A 17,411-nucleotide genomic window follows, 5' to 3' on the forward strand; every position below is an offset into this window, starting at 1 on the left:
TGGCGGCATGACCGCAGCTACACGCACGGCCTCGCTCGAGCGCTCCACGAGCGAGTCCCAGATCAGCCTGAGCCTTGACCTCGACGGCACCGGTGCCTCCGACATTCAGACCGGGGTTCCGTTCTTCGACCACATGCTCACGGCCTTCGCCCGCCACTCGCTCACCGACCTCACGGTCCGTGCGCAGGGAGATGTCGAGATCGACGTGCACCACACGGTCGAAGACACGGGCATTCTGCTCGGCCAGGCGCTGCTCGCCGCGCTCGGCGACAAGCGCGGCATCTCGCGCTACGGCGATGCGCTGGTGCCCCTCGATGAGGCGCTCGCGCAGGCAGTTGTCGATATCTCCGGCCGACCCTACCTCGTGCACTCGGGGGAGCCCGCGGGCTTCGAATTCCACCTCATCGGTGGCCACTACACCGGGTCAATGGTGCGGCACTTCTTCGAGGCGCTCACGCTGAACGCGCGCCTCACGGTGCACCTGAAGCTCATCGAGGGCCGCGACCCGCACCACATTGCAGAGGCCGAATTCAAGGCATTCGCGCGCGCGTTCCGCCAGGCGAAGGCGCTCGACCCGCTCGTCACCGGCGTACCGTCGACCAAGGGCGCGCTGTGAGCGCAGACGCAGGGGCGAGCCCCCGCGTCGCTGTGCTCGACTACGGCTCGGGCAACGTTCATTCGGCCGTCAAAGCGCTCGCCGCGGCGGGCGCAACCGTGGAGCTCACGCGCGACCCGCGCGCCGTCCAGGACGCCGACGGGCTGTTGGTCCCCGGTGTTGGCGCGTTCGACGCGGTCATGCAGCAGCTGCGCGCCGTGCGCGGTGACGAGCTGATCGACCGCAGGCTCGCGGGCGGGCGTCCGGTCCTGGGAATCTGTGTCGGCCTGCAGGTGATGTTCGAGCGCGGGATCGAGCGCGGCCAGGAGACCGAAGGGCTCGACCAGTGGCCGGGAACGGTGCGCGAACTGCGCGCTCCTGTACTTCCACACATGGGGTGGAACACGGTCTCGGCGCCCGAGGACTCGAAGCTCTTTGCCGGCATCGCCGACGAGCGGTTCTACTTCGTGCACTCGAACGCGGCGACCGAGTGGTCGATCGAGGGCCGCACCGCCGCCACGAAGCCGCGCGTCACGTGGTCTGAGCACGGCGAACGGTTCATCGCCGCCGTTGAGAATGGACCGCTCTGCGCCACCCAGTTCCACCCGGAGAAGTCCGGGGAAGCCGGCATCCAGTTGCTGCGCAACTGGATCGCGACGTTCTGACCCATACAAGGAGCACACCACACATGAGCGAGTTCACCGAGGGCCCCAAACTGCAGCTGCTGCCCGCAATCGACATGGTCGATGGCAAGGCAGTTCGCCTCACGCAGGGCGAGGCCGGCACGGAGACGAACTACGGGAGCCCCGTCGACGCGGCAATGGACTGGATCGAGCAGGGCGCCGAGTGGATTCACCTGGTCGACCTGGATGCGGCGTTTGGCCGTGGCAGCAACGTTGCTGTGGCACGGAAGATCATCAAGCGTGCGGGCGATTCGATCGACATCGAGTTCTCGGGCGGCATCCGCGACGACGCCAGCCTCGAAGCGGCGCTTGAGATGGGCGCACGTCGGGTGAACCTCGGCACCGCTGCAATCGAGAACCCGGAATGGACCCGCTCCGTGATTGCGCGCTTCGGCGACCAGATCGCAGTTGGGCTCGATGTGCGCGGGGAGACCCTCGCTGCGCGCGGCTGGACCGAAGACGGCGGCAACCTCTGGGACGTGCTTGAGCAGCTCGAGGACGCGAACTGCTCGCGCTACGTGGTGACCGACGTCACGAAGGACGGGACGCTCCGCGGCCCCAACCTGGAGCTGCTGCGCCAGATGTGCGAGCGCACGGACCGTCCCGTGGTGGCCTCGGGCGGCGTCTCGAGCCTGGACGACCTGATCGCGCTTCGCGCGCTCGTGCCGCTCGGTGTCGAGGGCGCCATCATCGGGAAGGCGCTCTACGACGGTGCGTTCACCCTCCCCGCGGCGCTCGACGTCGCCGGGCGCCCGGCACGCGCCGAATAGCGGTACGAAAGGGACGAAGGGACGGCCACGGTGGCGATCAAGAAACTCCCCTCAACGGGTGACGCGCCCCGCTCTACCGGGGTCCCCGAAAGCCTGGTGCCCGGGGGCGCGGCCGATTCCGCGGGGTTTCCGTGGGAGGGGCGCACCTTCGACCACCACGGCACCGCCTTTGCCGACGACGACGGTACAACGCCCGAGCACGTCGCTGCGGCAGTCGCGGGGTTGCGCCGGGCGGCGACCGCGGCAGCCGCGGCGCAGAGCGCTGCGGAGCACTGGGCAGCGGTTGCTGACATTGCCGAAGCGCACGCCGCGGTGATCGAGGCGCTCGGCACCGCCCGGGTGCTCGTCCCGATGCTGGCCGAGGCAGGAGACCTCGGACTCACCCCGGAGGGGAAGACCGTCGAGAAAACGCAGGAGCTGTCCATCGTGACGGTCGCGGCACCCGATGGGCGACGCGTGCTCCCGGTGTTCTCCTCCGTCGACACACTCACGAAGTGGCACGAGGAGGCGCGGCCGATTCCCGTGCCCGCGACCCAGGCGGCGCTCGCTGCGGTGCAGGAGGAGACGGACCTCATCATCCTCGACGCGGCGACCGCGGACGCCGAGTACGGGATTCGGCGCCCTGCGCTTCGGGCGCTCGCGCTCGGTGAGCGATACGTGCCGGCCTGGGCGGATGAGGAAGTCCTCGCGGCGTTCCGTGCAGCGGTCGCGGGGGAGCCCGCGGTCACAGAGCTCTGGCTCGCGCCGGGGGATCCCGAGGGGCGCTTGCTCGCACCCGAGGTCGACGTGCATGTGCGCTTGGCCCCAGGGCTCGACCGGAACGCACTCACCGCGCTGCTCGAGCGCGCTCAGGCGGGCTGGGCGAGCTCGGAGATCATCGCCGAGCGCGTTGACTCGATGCGCGTTCGGCCGAGCGCGGCGCAGTAAACCGCGCCCGGTTTCGCGCGGCCTGGGTGTCGGCCTGCTACGCTCGCGGGGTGCCTCCGGCGCCGTGAGGGGTTCGCTCACGGTTCCGACCCCAGACGAAGCGAGAACGATGACGCAGACCACCTCAGCACCCGCCGCGCCCCAGCGCGCCGAATGGACCGGCCAGCTCGGATTCATCATTTCGGCCATTGGCTCTGCGGTTGGCCTCGGCAACATTTGGCGATTCCCGGGCGTCGCGTACGAGAACGGTGGCGGGGCCTTCCTGATCCCGTACATCGTCGCACTCCTCACAGCCGGGATCCCGATCCTGTTTCTCGACTACGCGATTGGGCATCGCTTCCGGGGTTCGGCCCCGCTCGCGCTCCGCCGCCTCGCCGGAAAGCTGGGCGAGGGCATTGGCTGGTTCCAGGTGATGATTTGCGTGTTCATCGCGATCTACTACACGGCGGTGCTGGCCTGGGCCTCGAGCTACTTCGTGTACTCCTTTGATCTCAAGTGGGGAAGCGACGCTGCGGGGTACTTCACCGGCGAGTACCTGCAGCTTGCGGACGAGCCGTTCAGCATGACCTTCGTGCCGGCGGTGCTGATCCCGCTCATCCTGATGTGGATCGTCGCGCTCGTGGTGCTCGGTGCAGGCGTCGTGAAGGGCGTGCAGCGCCTCAACATGATCGCGATCCCGCTTCTCGTAGTCGGCTTCCTCATTCTCGTGGTGCGCGCGCTCTTCCTACCCGGCGCGGCAGAGGGGCTGAACGCCCTCTTCACTCCCGACTTCGCGGCGCTCGCCGACCCCTCGGTGTGGGTGGCCGCGTACAGCCAGATCTTCTTCTCGCTTTCCGTGGCGTTCGGCATCATGATGACGTACGCCTCGTACCGCCGCCGCCGCTCGAACATGACGAGCCCCGGTCTCGTCGTCGCGTTCGGCAACTCATCCTTCGAGATCCTCGCGGGCATCGGCGTCTTTGCCACCCTGGGCTTCTTCGCGCACCAGCAGGGCGTCGCGGTCGCTGACCTGGAAGGCCTGAAGGGCGTCGGCCTCGCGTTCATGACCTTCCCCGCGATCGCTGCGCAGATGCCGGGCGGCGAAATCTTCGGCGCGCTCTTCTTTGGTGCGCTGACGCTCGCGGGCCTCACCTCAATGATCTCGATCATGGAGGTGATCCTCGCCGGGGTGATGGACAAGTTTGGGCTGACGCGACGACGTGCCGTGTATGGCATCGGCGGCGTGCTCGCGGTGATCTCGGTGGTGCTCTTCGGCACCCAGTCGGGTCTCACCGCGCTCGACACGATCGACAACTGGGCAAACAACATTGGGATCGTGGCCTCCGCAGTGGTGATGACCATTACCGTGCTGTGGATTCGCCGTGCGGGGACGCAGCTCGCGGGCCACCTGAGCGTGCTGTCCACCTTCAAGGTGGGGCGCACCTGGCTCTTCTTCGTCTCCGTGCTCGGCCCCGTGGTGCTCGGCTACATGCTCATCGCAACGATCGTTAACCTGGTGCAGGAACCCTACTCGGGTTACGACAGCGGCTACCTGCTGCTGGTCGGCTGGGGATCGGTGGCGCTCATGATCATCGGCTCGATCGTGCTCACCGCGGCGCCCTGGCGCTACGACCCCGACCGGTTTACGCCGTGGCCGCCCGTTCCTACCCGACGCGTCTCGGGCGTCACGGGCGCGGCCGCAACCCCCGCAGCCACGCAGAACGCAGCTGGAATTGATGAGGAGAACGCACGATGACCCCGATCGCCATCACCTTCCTGGTCCTCGCGCTCACCATCATCTGGGGTGGGCTCATCGCAAGCACCGTGTTCCTCGCGCGCCGCCCCGAGGTCGCCGAGTACCCGGCAGGTGGCGAAGACGGCGCCTTCGAGCGCATCGAGTAGTCGGCAACGCTGCTGGTGCGTGCGTGCGTGCGTGTGGCGCGCTCGCACGCTACAGCAGGTTGAGCAGTAGCACGTAGCAGGTGGTGCCCGCAGCAATGCTGAGGAGCGCGCGCCGCTTGCACAGCAGGTGGACCGCCACGGTGACCGCGGTGGCGGCGAGGACCGCCCACACCTGATTCGGTCGGGCGACGAGCTCGTCGCGCAGCACCACGACGGCCAGGATGAGCATGATCCCGGCGGGCATCCACCGCCCCAGGGCCTGGACGAACTTGGACTTTCGCAGGGGCTTCAATATCGCGAATGGCAGGGCTCGGAGCCCGAGAGTAATGAGGCCTGCGACCACGACACCGGCGACAAGATAGGTGACGTCAGGCATTTGTGGCACCCTTCGTGAGGACGTAGCGCACTGCGAGGGCGGCCGTGAACATGATGAGTGCTGCAAGGAGTGCCTGGCCGGGGAAAAGCAGCAGCGCGACGCCGACCGCGAGCCCCGCGAGCACCGCTGAGGGGATTTCGCGCCGGCTGCGCAGCGCGTCGAGTGTCATCACGACAAAGAGTGCCACCAGCGCGAACTCGAACCCCTCAATCGGCTCGGGGAGCGCCGCCGCGATCGCGACGCCGACGAGCCCGCCGCTCACCCAGTAGGCCTGCATTGCGAGTTGGCCGCTCACCATGCGGGCGGAAGAAAGCTTCTCCGGCGCCATCAACACATACGTTGCGTATGCCTCGTCGACCATCCCATAGATCGAGTAGGCGCGCGGCAGGCCGGCGCGGACCCGCTGGGCCGGGAACGAGAGCGCGTAGAACACGTGACGGAAATTCACCGCGAACACGGTCACGGCGATGGTGATGAGCGGGGTCGCTGCAGCGAGCATCCCCACGAGCAGCAGTTCGACCGAGCCCGCGAACACACCGATTGCGAGCGCGGGTGAGAGCCACCAGGGGAGCCCGGCTTGCACCACGAGTACGCCGAGTGCGATCCCGAGCGGGAAGATGCCGATTCCTACGCCGAGCGAGTCACCCAGGCCGGCGCGGATCTGGGCCGCGCGTGTGACGGGGACGTCATCCCCGGCGGGCGAGGTGGACCCGCTCGGAGATGGCGGGTCGCTGGGGGGTTCGTGCATAGGACTATATTTGCGGACATTCCGCGCAATGTGCATGCGTGATCGTGCCGAAATGGCAAGAATCGGGCAATATAGCTGCATGGACGCGCTGGATCACGCAATTATCGAAGAGCTCATAGCCGACGGCCGCATGACCAATGTGGATCTCGCTGCGCGTGTGGGCCTCACGCCGGGCCCCTGCCTCCGGCGCGTGCAGCGGCTCGAAGCGGAAGGCGTGATCCGTGGTTACCGGGCCGAGGTCGACCCGCACGCGGTGGGCCGCGGGTTCGAGGTCATCCTGCACGTCGATCTCGTCACGCAGGAAGCTTCGGTGGTGACGGGATTCGAGCAGGAGGCCGCAGCGCTGCCCGAGGTGTCCGAGTTCAAGCGCCTCTTTGGAACCCCGGACTACTACCTTCGCATTGCGGTTGCCGACCTCGCTGGCTATGAGGAGTTCCTCACCAAGCGGATCATGTCGATTCGCGGGGTGGGAAAAGTGAGCTCCCACTTCGCCATGAAGAACATCAAGGGATGATGGCGGAGCGGGAGCTCAGGGGGCGCGTTGCGTGCGCCGTGGGTCGCTGTGGCGAGACGGCTTAGTTCACCGGTCCCGTGTACTTCTCGCCCGGGCCCTTGCCCGGTGCGTCGGGGATGGCGGACGCCTCGCGGAAGGCGAGCTGCACCGAACGGAGGCCATCGCGCAGGCTGCGCGCGTGCATGTCGCTCACCTCGGGGGCCGCTGCGGTGATGAGTCCGGCGAGTGCGTTGATGAGCTTGCGGGCCTCGTCGAGGTCGATCTGCGACTCGGGATCGTCGGCCAGTCCCACCTTGACTGCGGCGGCACTCAGCAGGTGCACGGCAGCCGTGGTGATGACCTCGACCGCGGCAACGTCCGCGATATCGCGCGTCGCCTGAGCGACGTCCTCGTGGGGTGCGCCCTCCTGCGCAGGCGCCTCGGGGCCCGTTTCTGCTGCTGCGGGCTCGGTCTGCGGCTGATCGCTGGGGTTCTCGCTCATGCTGTCCTGACTGTTGCGGCTGTGGTGTGCTAACATTGATTCGGTTCTCGGTGTTCACGCCGAGACGCGGAAGAGGAGATTCTCCCACCCGGCACCAGTTATAGGTTATCGGGTTGTTGACACCCCGCCTCCCAGGAGGCAGCACTGAAGGGTGTGGGATGGCGCGTGCGCGATCCTGATCTTCCTCTCCGTGACTCCCGTAAGGGAGCGTCCATGGTTCTCCCGACTGGGAGTGGCCACACTGAAGCAGAGGAGCCGGCGATCAGCGATCCCCGTACGAATGACAGAATCCGCGTCACCGAGGTGCGACTGGTAGGTGCCAGTGGCGAGCAGGTCGGTGTCGTGCCGATCGAGACCGCACTGCGCATGGCAGCCGACGCCGATCTCGATCTCGTTGAGGTTGCCCCGAACTCGAAGCCCCCAGTGGCCAAGATCATGGACTTCGGTAAGTTCAAGTACGAGGCTGCTCAGAAGGCCAAGGAAGCTCGTCGCAACCAGGCGAACACGGTCCTCAAGGAGGTCCGCTTCCGCCTGAAGATCGACAAGCACGACTACGAGACCAAGACCAAGCGCGCCGTGGGCTTCCTGTCCCAGGGCGACAAGGTCAAGGCAATGATTTTGTTCCGTGGCCGCGAGCAGTCGCGCCCCGAGCAGGGTGTCCGCCTGCTCCAGCAGTTCGCAGAAGACATTGCCGAGTTCGGCACTGTCGAGTCGAACCCCCGGATCGATGGCCGCAACATGGTGATGGTCATCGCCCCGCTCAAGAACAAGTCCGAGGCGAAGGCCGAGCAGAACGCTCGCCGCGCCGAGGAGAAGGCTACGCGGAAGGCGGACAAGGTCTCCGGACCTGCCGATTCCGACGACTAATTGTCGGCGCAGCGCGCCCCGCGCCGCTGGTGCCGTGCACAACGCAGCCCTCGGGCGCGCACACAACAAGGAGAAATCGATGCCAAAGCAGAAGACCCACTCGGGGGCCAAGAAGCGCTTCAAGCTGACTGGCTCCGGCAAGCTGATGAAGCAGCAGGCCGGCATGCGCCACAACCTCGAGGTCAAGTCCTCGCGTCGCAAGCGCCGCCTGAACGCTGAGCAGGTGCTGTCCAAGGGTGACGCCAAGCAGGCGATGAAGCTCCTCGGCCACTAAGCCACGAGCACCACGCTTTTCATCACAGAGTTTGTAAGGAAGAACTGAAATGGCAAGAGTAAAGCGGGCCGTCAACGCCCACAAGAAGCGTCGCGTCATCCTCGAGCGCGCTGAGGGCTACCGCGGACAGCGTTCGCGCCTGTACCGGAAGGCCAAGGAGCAGGTCACCCACTCGCTGGTCTACTCGTACAACGACCGCCGCAAGAAGAAGGGCGACTTCCGTCGCCTGTGGATCCAGCGCATCAACGCTGGTGCCCGCGCCAACGGCCTGACCTACAACCGTTTCATCCAGGGCCTCGGCCTCGCGGGTGTCGAGGTTGACCGCCGCATGCTCTCCGAGCTGGCCACCAACGAGCCCAAGGCCTTCGCCTCGCTCGTTGAGGTTGCAAAGAACGCGCTGCCCGAGGACACCTCGGCGCCCAAGGCTGCGTAACGCACCGCTTCGGCATTCGTCAGAAGGCCCCGTCCGTGAAGCCCCGCCCATTGGGTGGTGGCTCGCGGCGGGGCCTTCTGCGTATTCACGGGCGGGGGCACCGCCGCCGCCTCGGTAGACTTGCGGGGTGATTGAGAACCCGAAGTCCCTGCGCGTAAAGAAGGCGGCGGCGCTCGCCCGAAAGAAGGAGCGCCAGGCTCAGGGGCGGTTCCTCGTCGAGGGGCCGCAGGCCGTGCGCGAACTGCTCGCCTTCCGCCCGGAGCTTGCCGAGATCGTCTTCGCCACGATGGGCACCGAATCGTGGCAGCACGAGATCGACCGGCTGGCTTCGGACGCAGATGTTGCGCTTGAGCGTGTGACGGAGCCCGTGCTCGCCGCAATGGCCGAGACCATCACCCCGCAGGGCGTCATCGCGGTTGCCCGCACCTGGGAGAGCTCCCTCGCCGACGTGTTCGCAGGTGCGCGGCTCGTCGCGATTCTGCACGAGGTGCGCGATCCAGGCAACGCCGGTGCCGTGCTGCGGGCCGCCGACGCTGCGGGCGCCGACGCGGTCGTGTTTGCGGGGGAGAGCATCGATCCGTTTCACCCGAAGGTCGTGCGTTCCACGACCGGGTCGCTGTTTCATCTGCCGGTCGCGGTCGCGCCGGATCTCGCCTCAGCGGTCGACGCTGCACGCGCTGCGGGGGTCACGACGCTTGCCGCGGACGTGCGAGGGGATGAACTGCTGGCGGCGCGTTCCGAGGGCGTGCTCGATGGACCGGTTGCCTGGGTGTTTGGAAACGAGGCTCGCGGGCTCTCCGAAGCAGAGCGCGGGCTCACTGACCGGAGCCTGAAGCTGCCGATCTACGGCGCAGCGGAGTCGCTCAACCTCGCCACCGCGGCAAGCGTGCTGATCTACGAGACCGCGTTCGCGCAGCGCAGCTAACCCGTGCACCCCGCGAATCGGGGTCACTGCGGCACGGTATTGCTGGGCTCACCTCCGCGACACCCTGCCGCAGTGACCCCGATTCGCGGTGGGGCGGCTGGGATGGCCCCGTGGGCGGGGGATTCCGGCTCGATGTGACGCGGTGCACCCAAGCTCTGGATAGCTCGTCTCGTGCTCCGCGCTGGAGAAATGCGGGAACGCGGCCGTATTCGCCGGAGTGCGTCCGAAATTGCGGATTTCTCCGGCGAGTTTGAGTGCCACGGTCTGGTGGGGCGGTTCCGAGGCAAGCGCGCGCGAGCGGGGCGAACGCCGTGCGCGTGGGAGCAGGCCCCCACGCGCACGGCAGAGCCCGCGCGTTACGCGAGGAGCGACGCGCCGAGCGACTCTCCGGGAGCAAAGCCTGGCAGGATCGCAAACACTGCGGAACCGGTGTGCGTGACCCACTCGTTGAGGAGGTCCAGCTCGTCGAGACGCTGCTGGATCGGAATGAACTGCGTACGCGGATCCCGTTGGAAACACGCGAAGAGCAGACCGGACTCGCCACCCTCATCGTAGTTCGCAGCGCGCCGATAGATGCGCTCTGAGGGATCCGTGGAGTGCGCGCGCCGAATGTGGGCGTAGCTCGGGATCACCGGCAGCCCGATGGCACTCTTCGCCTCAAAATCGACAGGGGTGTGCTCGGTACCGCCGGTGAGCGGAGCCCCATCGTCGAGCGTGCGTCCGATGGTCTGCTCACGTCCGGGCCGATCCACCTGATCCCAAGTGTCGAGCTCCATGCGGATGCGACGCAGCACGAGCGCCGAGCCCCCGGTGAGCCACCCGCCGCCAGCCGCGGCCGAATCGGCAGCGCCAACCCACACGAGGTCTGCGAAGTCCTCATCTTTCGGCGCCGGGTTGATCGTGCCGTCGACCTGCCCCATGAGGTTCCGCATGGTGGTGCCGGACGGCTCGGCGCCGCGGGCCTGGCGGAAACCCTGCTGGCTCCACGCGAGGTCGGCGAAGGCGCGCAGATCGCGCTCGAGCATGCGCGTGGCATGCGCGAGGGGAAGCGGGTCGTCTGCCTGCAAGAGGAGCAGTAGATCGCCCCCATCGTGCGCGCCGTCGAGCCGATCCCGGGAGAACTTCGGGAGCGGGCCGAGCCAAGCTGGGCGCTTCGCCGGATCCACCCGGTTCACAAGCTCGGGGCCGACACCAACCGTGATGGTCAGGCGCGACGGACGAGCAGCGAGCTCGGGCTCGGGATCAGCAAGCGGCGCCGCGCCGGAGGTGAGGCCCTCCACGTCGCCGCTCAGGATGCGGAACATCCGGCGGATCGCGTCGCGGTCCGTCTCCGGCTTCAGCGTGTACGACAGGTACCGCAGGTGCGCGGTGGGCGTCGAGACAACGCCCGCCTGGTGCGCCCCGTGGCAGGGGAGCGTCTCGCCCCCGAAATCGTCCTCTGCCGCGGCCGGTGCGCTCGCCTCCCGCAGTGCGGGGATGCCGAGCGCCGCACCCAGGCCGAGCGCAGCGCCGAGGCCCGCACCGACCGCGCCCCCGGTGAGGAGGGCGCGACGGCCGATCCGACGCTCGTCGCGCGGCTGAGCCTCCGCGGGCGCGGCCCCCGAGACGGGGGCCGCGCTGCTCGGAACGGAACCGGGCTTAGTGTGCGGCATGCTCATCACTCGCGGCATCGCCGTGATCCATATCGCCGTGATCCATGTCGCTGTTCTCGGAGTCGCCGCCCTCGTAGTTCTCCTGGGCGCCCTCGGTCGCCTTCGCGAGTACGGTGACCTCGGCCTTCGAGCCGTCATCGAAGTGCAGCGTGAGCGACACGTCGTCACCCGGCAGGATCGCCTTCGGCATGTCCATGAACATGATGTGGTTGCCGCCGGGCGCAAGCTCGAAGGAGCCGCCGGCCGGGATCACAAACCCGCCGTCCACCTCGCGCATGGTTGCCGTGGCACCCGAGGTGACGGTCTCGTGCAGTTCGACCATCTTCGCGGCGGGGCTCTCGACGCTCACCAGGGTGAGGTCGGTATCGCCCGAGTTCTTCAGCGTGCCGAAGACGCCGGTCATACCCTCCTGTGCCTTGACCCAGCCGCCCTCGATCGAGAACGTCGCATGGCCGCCCTGCTCCGCGTGGGCCTCTTGCGTGTTCTGCTTCGCGGGGGCCTCCGCAGCGGGAGCGGAGGAGCAGCCGGTGAGCAGCAGTGCCGCGGCGAGTGTCGCCCCGGAGAACGCGGCGAATCGCTTCGCGGGGGTCTTCGGTGCTGCGGCGGTCAGTGCGGTGGTGAAGCGGCTCATTTGGTGTCTCCCTCGGTCGAGGCGGTGTCGGTGAAGTTCTGGGTGTCTGCGGCCATGCCCTGTGCGCGGCGACGGCGGCCAACGATGGCAGCGGTGACGCCGCCGATCACGACGACAGCGCCGCCGATGATGGCGATGAGGCCGCCAACGGGCAGGCCAGCGGAGTCGGCGCCCTGCGCGTCCTCGGTGCCGTGCTCGTGGTCAGCGCCGTGCTCGTGTGCCTCGGTCTCGTCCGCGTGCTCGTGGTCGGCGCTTTCTTCCGCGGGTGCGGCAGCGACGATCTCGCCGGTGCCGTCCTCGGCCACGCTGATGCCAAATGCACCCTCGATGGGATGGCCATCGCTCGAAACGACGCGCCACGCTGCCGAGTAGTCGCCGGGCGCGAGGTCCGCGCTCAGCTTCTGGGTGACCACGGGGCCTGCGATCTCGGGCTCGCCATCGCTTGCGTCGGCGCCGTCCGGCCCCGTCACTACCATCTCGGTGCCAACCTCGATGATGCTGTTGTTGAACTTCAGTTCGAACGCCTCGACTGCGCCGGTGCTCGCGTTCGCGACCACCTCCGTGCCGATGAGCTCGTCATGGGCGAGCGCGGGTGCCGCGACGCCGAGTGTGGTTGCGCCCGCGAGGAGCGCGATTGCCGCAAGACCGAGGGACGCTCGATGACGTGCGGCGGATGCTGGTGTGTGAGACATGGTCTCCTGATTCTCTCCGGCGTGCGCCGGGTCCGTGTGCGCCTCTGGCCGCTCCGGGCAGGTGCGCGAAGCGGAGCCCCCGAAATGAGTGCGGGCGCGGGAAAGGATTGAGTGGAATCAGGCGAAGCGCGGCGGGCCGCGCCGAGAGATCGCGCCTGTTGCGAGCAACCGATCGCGCAGCCGCGGCGGCATCGCGAAGCTCTGTGGCGGGGCGATTCGATCCGAGATGGGGATCAGGGCGCGCTGCCGCACCGGGAACGCCCGCTGCAGCGCTCGCCCGAGCGCGAGGAACGCGCGCTCGCCGCGTGCGAGGAGTACCGTGGTGAGCACCGCGGCGATCACGTGCCACACCCACATCGCGGTGTCGGCTGCGCCAGCCTCGGCGAGCCGGGGCGAGAAGCTCTCGAGCGCGGCGAAGTGCGCGGCGTGGGGTGAGACGACCTCGCCGCTCCCACCACCCACGGCAGAAATGCCGAGGCCCGCAAACGTCCAGTGGTAGAGGAACTGCGCGGCGGAGACCGCGAGCGCGAGCCGCCAGAGCGACCCGACGCGGCCGGCCAGCGCGACGCACAGTGGCAGCGTGAGCACCACAGTCGCCGCAACCGACGGCCACGTGATCACGCCACCGGCGATCCCGTGCGAAGCCGCGGCGAGCAGCACGGCTACCGTGGCTCCGAGCGAGCCCCGGAATACGCGAACGCCACGGGTCATTCCGGTATCCGGGACGACCCGCGGGGAACGCCGCGAGCTCTGCATGCGCCCCAGTCTACGCGGCCGCGAGCTGAGCAATGCCCCGGTTGGCGCAGCACCCCGTGCGGCGCACGCACGCCGTTCACGCGCACAGGCTAGACTTGACCCCCGTGTCAGACCTCAATCCGATCACCCAGGAAGCCGCCGACGCGGCCGTCGCGGAAGCGCTTGCCGCGTTTACCGCAGCCGACTCTGTTGCGGCGCTGAAATCCGCTCGCACGGCGCACGCCGGCGACGGCTCGGCCATCGCTCAGTTGAACGCCCGCATGCGCGAGGTGCCCAAGGATGAGAAGGCCGCGACCGGCAAGCTCATGGGCCAGGCTCGCGGACGCATCGAGGGCGCCTACAAGGCGCGCGAGACCGATCTTGTCGCGCAGGAAGCCGCCGCACGCCTCATCGCAGAGACCGTCGACGTGACTGCTGCCCCGACGCGTCAGCGCGCGGGATCGCGGCATCCACTGGCGCAGCTCCAGGAAGAGGCCGCAGACATCTTCGTTGGCATGGGATGGGAGATCGCCGAGGGGCCCGAGGTTGAGCACGAGTGGTTCAACTTCGATGCGCTCGGCTTCGATCCCGATCATCCGGCACGTGCGATGCAGGACACCTTCTTCGTGGAGCCCGCGGACCGCCACCTGCTGCTGCGCACGCACACCTCACCCGTGCAGATCCGGTCGCTGCTCGGCCGCGAGCTGCCCGTGTACGTTGTGGCGCCCGGCCGGGTGTACCGCACCGACGAGCTCGATGCGACGCACACCCCCGTCTTCCACCAGATCGAGGGCATCGCGATCGATCGCGGTTTGACGATGGCGCACCTGCGCGGCACGCTCGAGCACTTCGCGCGCCAGATGTTCGGCGAGGAAGCGAAGATCCGCCTGCGCCCCAACTTCTTCCCCTTCACCGAGCCCTCCGCCGAGATGGACGTGTGGCAGCCGAACGCCAAGGGCGGCGCGCGTTGGGTCGAGTGGGGCGGTTGCGGCATGGTCGATCCGCGCGTGCTCGACGCCGCAGGGATTGACTCGACCGAGTTCCAGGGCTTCGCGTTCGGCATGGGCATCGAGCGGACCCTGCAGTTCCGTCACGACATTAATGACATGAGAGACATGGTTGAGGGCGACGTTCGCTTCAACCGTCAGTTCGGAGGACTGGTCTAATGCGCGTTCCACTGAGCTGGCTCGGCGAATCTGTTGAGCTCCCCGCGGGAGTGACCCCCGAAGAGGTGCACGCCGATCTGGTGCGCGTCGGCTTCGAGGAAGAGGACATCCGCCGCTTCGATGTCACCGGTCCCGTCGTCGTGGGCGAGGTGCTCTCCCGTGAGCCTGAGGAACACTCCAACGGCAAGGTGGTCAACTGGTGCCAGGTGCGCGTCGCGCCCGAGGGCCAGAACGCGGCCGACGGCGGCGAGGACGTGCGCGGCATCGTGTGTGGTGCGCACAACTTCGAGGTGGGCGACAAGGTCGTGGTGACCCTGCCCGGTGCTGTGCTGCCCGGCGGTTTCGAGATCGCTGCCCGCAAAACTTACGGTCACGTCTCTGACGGCATGATCGCCTCGGCGCGTGAGCTGTCGCTCGGCGAGGATCACGATGGCATCATTGTGCTCTCCACGCTCGGGCTTGACCCCGAGGTGGGCGCCGATGCGAAGGCGCTCCTCGGGCTCGACGAGACGGCGGTGGAGATCAACGTCACGCCGGATCGCGGCTACGCATTCTCGATTCGTGGCGTCGCACGCGAGGTCTCGCACGCGACGGGGGTGGCGTTCCGCGACCCCGCGACGGCAGTGAACCCCGCAACGGGCACCGGATTCTCCGTGGTGATCGATGACCAGGCGCCCATCCGCGGTCGTGTCGGCGCGGCCGGCTTCATCGCACGCGTGGTGCGCGGTATCGATCAGTCGCGTCCCACCCCCGCGTGGATGGTGGCGCGCCTGCAGCTCGCGGGCATCCGCAGCCTCTCGCTCGAGGTGGACATCTCGAACTACGTGATGCTGGAGCTCGGGCAGCCGCTCCACGCCTACGATCTCGCGAAGCTCTCCGGCGGCATCACGGTGCGCCGTGCGACGGCGGGCGAGACGCTGGTGACGCTCGATAGCCAGGAGCGCACCCTTCACCCCGAGGACCTCGTGATCACGGACGAGTCGGGCGTCATTGGGCTCGCCGGTGTGATGGGCGGCAACTCGACGAAGGCCGACGAGACCACCACCGACGTGCTCATTGAGGCGGCATCGTTCGACGCGATCTCGGTCGCGCGTACCTCGCGTCGCCACAAGCTGCCGAGCGAGGCGTCGAAGCGCTTCGAGCGCGGTGTTGACCCGCTCGTCGCGCGCGCCGCAGCGCAGCGCATGGTCGACCTGCTCGTCGAGCTCGCAGGTGGCACCGCGGACGAGTTGGGCGCCGAGCTTCTCGCGCCGTGGGAGGCGCCGCAGATCGAGCTGCCGCTCGCGCGCATCAACGGCCTGCTCGGTACCGACTACACGGACGCGGAGGCGCGCAACGCGATCGAAATGATCGGCTGCACTGTCGCTGACGCTCCCGCCGACGCCGCGGGAAGTGCTGTGCTGCTGGTGAGCCCGCCGAGCTGGCGCTCGGACCTCACGCGGCCCGCTGACCTCATTGAGGAAGTCGCCCGCGTTGTCGGCTACGACCGCATCCCCTCCGTGCTGCCCGTGGCACCCGCAGGCCGTGGCCTCACGCGCGTGCAGCGACTGCGTCGTCGCGCGGCAAACGTGATCACGGCGGCCGGGCTTGACGAGGTGCAGAGCTACCCGTTCGTCAGCCGTGCGCAGCTCGAGTCGTTCGGCGCGGGCGCGGAGCCCGCGATCCCAGTTCTTGATGGCGTTGCGCAGTCCGAGAACGCAGACGGCCCGGTTGCTGCCGTGAAGCTCGCGAATCCGCTTGATGGGGAATCGCCCTTCATGCGCCGCTCGCTGCTGCCCGGACTCGTGACTGCCGCTCAGCGGAACGTGTCGCGTGGCCTCACCGACCTCGCCCTCGTCGAGTTCGGTTCGGTGTTCGAACCGCGTGCCGACCTCGGTACAGACGTGGTGCCGCCGCTCGCGCAGCTGCCCGATACGGACACGCTCGCTGCGCTCTACGCGTCCGTGCCGCACCAGCCGCGCCGTGCTGCAGCGCTGCTGATCGGCGACGCCGTTGCCAAGCAGGCCGGCGAAAGCGCTCGCGCGGTGGACTGGGCCGACGCGCTTGACGCGGCCCGCATCGTCGCTGGTGCCGTCGCGGCCGAGCTCGTCGTCACCCAGGGCACGCACCGTGCATTCCACCCGGGCCGCACCGCCGAGCTGAGCATTCGCGTCGCCTCTGATGTGGACGGCGAGGACGGTGGCCTCGAGGTCGTTGGTGTTGCCGGCGAACTGCTGCCCGAGCTCGTGGCCGATTCCCACCTCCCGGGTCGCGTCGCCGCGTTCGAGCTTGACCTCGACCGCATCATCGAACTGGCCCCGCGTGAGCCCGAGACCCAGCAGCTGTCCACCTACCCCGCGGCAACGCAGGATCTCACGCTCGTCGTGGGCGCCGATGTGCCCGCGGGCGATGTGCTCGCGGTCGTCACCGCTGGGGCCGGCGAACTGCTCGAGAGCGCCCGCATCGTGGACGACTACCGGGGAACCGGTATCGCCGACGGGCAGAAAGCGCTGACGTTCGCGCTCCGCTTCCGCGCTGAGGATCGTACGCTGAAGGCGGAGGAGGCCAGCGAGGCCAAGCTCGCCGGCGTCGCCGCAGCGGAACTCGCGTTCGACGCGAAGCTGCGGGACTAAGTGATGACGAGCGCGGCGAACCCCGAGACACAGATCGCTCAGGCGTTCGCCGCGCTCGCAGACGCTCACGTGATCGCTCGCACCGCATTCACCTGCTGCGGAACCTGCGGCGACGCAGAGATCTGGGATGAACGTGACGAGAGCGGCGGCTCGCGCGGCTACGTGTTCTACCACTCACAGGATGCCGAGTGGCTTGCCGAGTCCGGCGAAACGTTTCTGAATTACGGCGCATTTCTAGACGCGTTCTTTACCGAGGACGAATGGGAAGCGCTCGCTGAGTCCGCACGCGAGGAACGCTACGCAGAGATCGTGGCCGCGCTCCTGACCGAGACGGTGTTCCCGGTACTGCGACAGCACGGCCTCGAGGTCGAGTGGGATCAGGACCTCGGCACCCGTGTCCTGCTGCGGGTGCCCCAGGCGACGCTCGACGCATCCTGAAAATACGCCGG

The 17,411-nt window shown here is 68.1% G+C and carries 21 protein-coding genes; 14 read left to right on the forward strand and 7 right to left on the reverse strand.

Annotated features, from left to right (window positions below; all coding sequences use genetic code 11):
- Positions 1-7: 7 nt before the first annotated feature.
- From hisB to D3226_RS04860, 6 genes are all read left to right on the forward strand, one after another.
- Complete coding sequence (gene hisB, locus D3226_RS04835) at positions 8-616, forward strand: imidazoleglycerol-phosphate dehydratase HisB (protein ID WP_202381223.1); 609 nt, start codon at positions 8-10, stop codon at positions 614-616.
- On the forward strand, positions 613-1,260 hold the full coding sequence (gene hisH, locus D3226_RS04840; RefSeq protein WP_202381224.1) for an imidazole glycerol phosphate synthase subunit HisH: 648 nt from the start codon (positions 613-615) through the stop codon (positions 1,258-1,260). The genes hisB and hisH overlap by 4 nt, the downstream gene beginning before the upstream one ends.
- 23 nt (positions 1,261-1,283) lie before the next feature.
- Positions 1,284-2,048 carry a bifunctional 1-(5-phosphoribosyl)-5-((5-phosphoribosylamino)methylideneamino)imidazole-4-carboxamide isomerase/phosphoribosylanthranilate isomerase PriA gene (priA, locus tag D3226_RS04845; RefSeq protein WP_202381225.1) on the forward strand — a complete coding sequence of 255 codons (765 nt, stop codon included), beginning with the start codon at positions 1,284-1,286 and terminating at the stop codon, positions 2,046-2,048.
- 30 nt (positions 2,049-2,078) lie between these two features.
- A complete protein-coding gene (locus D3226_RS04850) occupies positions 2,079-2,975 on the forward strand; it encodes an SseB family protein (protein WP_202381226.1) in 897 nt (298 codons plus the stop codon).
- A 109-nt stretch (positions 2,976-3,084) separates the two neighbouring features.
- Positions 3,085-4,710, forward strand: coding sequence for a sodium-dependent transporter (locus D3226_RS04855; RefSeq protein WP_202381227.1), 1,626 nt, complete (start codon positions 3,085-3,087; stop codon positions 4,708-4,710).
- Complete coding sequence (locus D3226_RS04860; protein WP_202381228.1) at positions 4,707-4,856, forward strand: methionine/alanine import family NSS transporter small subunit; 150 nt, start codon at positions 4,707-4,709, stop codon at positions 4,854-4,856. Before D3226_RS04855 ends, D3226_RS04860 begins: the two co-directional genes overlap by 4 nt.
- A 49-nt stretch (positions 4,857-4,905) precedes the next feature.
- Here D3226_RS04860 and D3226_RS04865 read toward each other — a convergent pair whose 3' ends face one another.
- Both D3226_RS04865 and D3226_RS04870 read right to left on the reverse strand, forming a co-directional pair.
- Complete coding sequence (locus D3226_RS04865) at positions 4,906-5,232, reverse strand: branched-chain amino acid transporter permease (protein ID WP_202381229.1); 327 nt, start codon at positions 5,230-5,232, stop codon at positions 4,906-4,908.
- Entirely contained in the window at positions 5,225-5,980 is a 756-nt protein-coding gene (locus tag D3226_RS04870; protein ID WP_202381230.1) for an AzlC family ABC transporter permease, read from the reverse strand. Before D3226_RS04870 ends, D3226_RS04865 begins: the two co-directional genes overlap by 8 nt.
- Before the next feature lie 79 nt (positions 5,981-6,059).
- On the opposite strand from D3226_RS04870, the gene D3226_RS04875 reads away from it, so the two are divergent.
- Entirely contained in the window at positions 6,060-6,494 is a 435-nt protein-coding gene (locus tag D3226_RS04875; protein WP_202381231.1) for an Lrp/AsnC family transcriptional regulator, read from the forward strand.
- 61 nt (positions 6,495-6,555) lie between these two features.
- Here the strand turns inward: D3226_RS04875 and D3226_RS04880 are convergent, their stop codons facing one another.
- Positions 6,556-6,975, reverse strand: coding sequence for a DUF1844 domain-containing protein (locus tag D3226_RS04880; protein WP_202381232.1), 420 nt, complete (start codon positions 6,973-6,975; stop codon positions 6,556-6,558).
- 213 nt (positions 6,976-7,188) lie between these two features.
- Here D3226_RS04880 and infC point away from each other — a divergent pair, with 213 nt between their 5' ends.
- The 4 genes from infC to D3226_RS04900 all read left to right on the forward strand — a co-directional run bounded on the left by infC (position 7,189) and on the right by D3226_RS04900 (position 9,474).
- Complete coding sequence (gene infC / locus D3226_RS04885) at positions 7,189-7,842, forward strand: translation initiation factor IF-3 (protein WP_202381233.1); 654 nt, start codon at positions 7,189-7,191, stop codon at positions 7,840-7,842.
- A 79-nt stretch (positions 7,843-7,921) separates the two neighbouring features.
- Positions 7,922-8,116, forward strand: a complete 195-nt coding sequence (gene rpmI / locus D3226_RS04890; protein ID WP_025133275.1) for a 50S ribosomal protein L35 — start codon at positions 7,922-7,924, stop codon at positions 8,114-8,116.
- A gap of 49 nt (positions 8,117-8,165) precedes the next feature.
- Positions 8,166-8,549 carry a 50S ribosomal protein L20 gene (gene rplT / locus D3226_RS04895; protein WP_202381234.1) on the forward strand — a complete coding sequence of 128 codons (384 nt, stop codon included), beginning with the start codon at positions 8,166-8,168 and terminating at the stop codon, positions 8,547-8,549.
- 127 nt (positions 8,550-8,676) lie between these two features.
- Positions 8,677-9,474 carry a TrmH family RNA methyltransferase gene (locus D3226_RS04900; protein ID WP_202381235.1) on the forward strand — a complete coding sequence of 266 codons (798 nt, stop codon included), beginning with the start codon at positions 8,677-8,679 and terminating at the stop codon, positions 9,472-9,474.
- Between the two features lie 356 nt (positions 9,475-9,830).
- On the opposite strand, the gene D3226_RS04905 is transcribed toward D3226_RS04900, so the two are convergent.
- From D3226_RS04905 to D3226_RS04920, 4 genes are all read right to left on the reverse strand, one after another.
- Positions 9,831-11,126, reverse strand: a complete 1,296-nt coding sequence (locus D3226_RS04905; protein WP_202381236.1) for a Dyp-type peroxidase — start codon at positions 11,124-11,126, stop codon at positions 9,831-9,833.
- On the reverse strand, positions 11,113-11,757 hold the full coding sequence (locus tag D3226_RS04910) for a copper chaperone PCu(A)C (RefSeq protein ID WP_237462239.1): 645 nt from the start codon (positions 11,755-11,757) through the stop codon (positions 11,113-11,115). Before D3226_RS04910 ends, D3226_RS04905 begins: the two co-directional genes overlap by 14 nt.
- Complete coding sequence (locus D3226_RS04915; RefSeq protein ID WP_202381237.1) at positions 11,754-12,449, reverse strand: copper resistance CopC family protein; 696 nt, start codon at positions 12,447-12,449, stop codon at positions 11,754-11,756. The genes D3226_RS04910 and D3226_RS04915 overlap by 4 nt, the downstream gene beginning before the upstream one ends.
- Positions 12,450-12,566: 117 nt before the next feature.
- A complete protein-coding gene (locus tag D3226_RS04920) occupies positions 12,567-13,205 on the reverse strand; it encodes a hypothetical protein (RefSeq protein ID WP_202381238.1) in 639 nt (212 codons plus the stop codon).
- Positions 13,206-13,309: 104 nt separating this feature from the next.
- Between D3226_RS04920 and pheS the strand changes: the two genes are divergently transcribed.
- The 3 genes from pheS to D3226_RS04935 are packed head-to-tail and all read left to right on the forward strand — an operon-like array spanning position 13,310 to position 17,400.
- Positions 13,310-14,350, forward strand: coding sequence for a phenylalanine--tRNA ligase subunit alpha (pheS, locus tag D3226_RS04925; RefSeq protein WP_202381239.1), 1,041 nt, complete (start codon positions 13,310-13,312; stop codon positions 14,348-14,350).
- Positions 14,350-16,962 carry a phenylalanine--tRNA ligase subunit beta gene (gene pheT / locus D3226_RS04930; protein WP_202381240.1) on the forward strand — a complete coding sequence of 871 codons (2,613 nt, stop codon included), beginning with the start codon at positions 14,350-14,352 and terminating at the stop codon, positions 16,960-16,962. Before pheS ends, pheT begins: the two co-directional genes overlap by 1 nt.
- A gap of 3 nt (positions 16,963-16,965) precedes the next feature.
- Positions 16,966-17,400: a DUF6891 domain-containing protein gene (locus tag D3226_RS04935; protein ID WP_202381241.1), complete on the forward strand. Its 435-nt coding sequence runs from the start codon at positions 16,966-16,968 to the stop codon at positions 17,398-17,400.
- Positions 17,401-17,411: the final 11 nt, after the last annotated feature.

It is taken from the genome of Leucobacter chromiireducens subsp. chromiireducens, from assembly GCF_016758255.1.
In the GTDB taxonomy this organism is placed as follows: Bacteria; Actinomycetota; Actinomycetes; order Actinomycetales; family Microbacteriaceae; genus Leucobacter; species Leucobacter chromiireducens.

Excerpts from the sequence above, each read along its gene's own strand:
- infC (WP_202381233.1), top strand. The coding sequence starts at position 7,189 with ATGGTTCTCCCGACTGGGAGTGGCCACACTGAAGCAGAGGAGCCGGCG.
- D3226_RS04875 (WP_202381231.1), top strand. The coding sequence starts at position 6,060 with ATGGACGCGCTGGATCACGCAATTATCGAAGAGCTCATAGCCGACGGC.
- D3226_RS04905 (WP_202381236.1), bottom strand. The coding sequence starts at position 11,126 with ATGCCGCACACTAAGCCCGGTTCCGTTCCGAGCAGCGCGGCCCCCGTC.
- D3226_RS04920 (WP_202381238.1), bottom strand. The coding sequence starts at position 13,205 with ATGCAGAGCTCGCGGCGTTCCCCGCGGGTCGTCCCGGATACCGGAATG.
- priA (WP_202381225.1), top strand. The coding sequence starts at position 1,284 with ATGAGCGAGTTCACCGAGGGCCCCAAACTGCAGCTGCTGCCCGCAATC.
- D3226_RS04910 (WP_237462239.1), bottom strand. The coding sequence starts at position 11,757 with ATGAGCCGCTTCACCACCGCACTGACCGCCGCAGCACCGAAGACCCCC.
- pheT (WP_202381240.1), top strand. The coding sequence starts at position 14,350 with ATGCGCGTTCCACTGAGCTGGCTCGGCGAATCTGTTGAGCTCCCCGCG.
- D3226_RS04935 (WP_202381241.1), top strand. The coding sequence starts at position 16,966 with ATGACGAGCGCGGCGAACCCCGAGACACAGATCGCTCAGGCGTTCGCC.
- D3226_RS04865 (WP_202381229.1), bottom strand. The coding sequence starts at position 5,232 with ATGCCTGACGTCACCTATCTTGTCGCCGGTGTCGTGGTCGCAGGCCTC.
- D3226_RS04860 (WP_202381228.1), top strand. The coding sequence starts at position 4,707 with ATGACCCCGATCGCCATCACCTTCCTGGTCCTCGCGCTCACCATCATC.
- D3226_RS04870 (WP_202381230.1), bottom strand. The coding sequence starts at position 5,980 with ATGCACGAACCCCCCAGCGACCCGCCATCTCCGAGCGGGTCCACCTCG.
- D3226_RS04880 (WP_202381232.1), bottom strand. The coding sequence starts at position 6,975 with ATGAGCGAGAACCCCAGCGATCAGCCGCAGACCGAGCCCGCAGCAGCA.
- D3226_RS04915 (WP_202381237.1), bottom strand. The coding sequence starts at position 12,449 with ATGTCTCACACACCAGCATCCGCCGCACGTCATCGAGCGTCCCTCGGT.
- rpmI (WP_025133275.1), top strand. The coding sequence starts at position 7,922 with ATGCCAAAGCAGAAGACCCACTCGGGGGCCAAGAAGCGCTTCAAGCTG.
- rplT (WP_202381234.1), top strand. The coding sequence starts at position 8,166 with ATGGCAAGAGTAAAGCGGGCCGTCAACGCCCACAAGAAGCGTCGCGTC.
- hisB (WP_202381223.1), top strand. The coding sequence starts at position 8 with ATGACCGCAGCTACACGCACGGCCTCGCTCGAGCGCTCCACGAGCGAG.
- D3226_RS04855 (WP_202381227.1), top strand. The coding sequence starts at position 3,085 with ATGACGCAGACCACCTCAGCACCCGCCGCGCCCCAGCGCGCCGAATGG.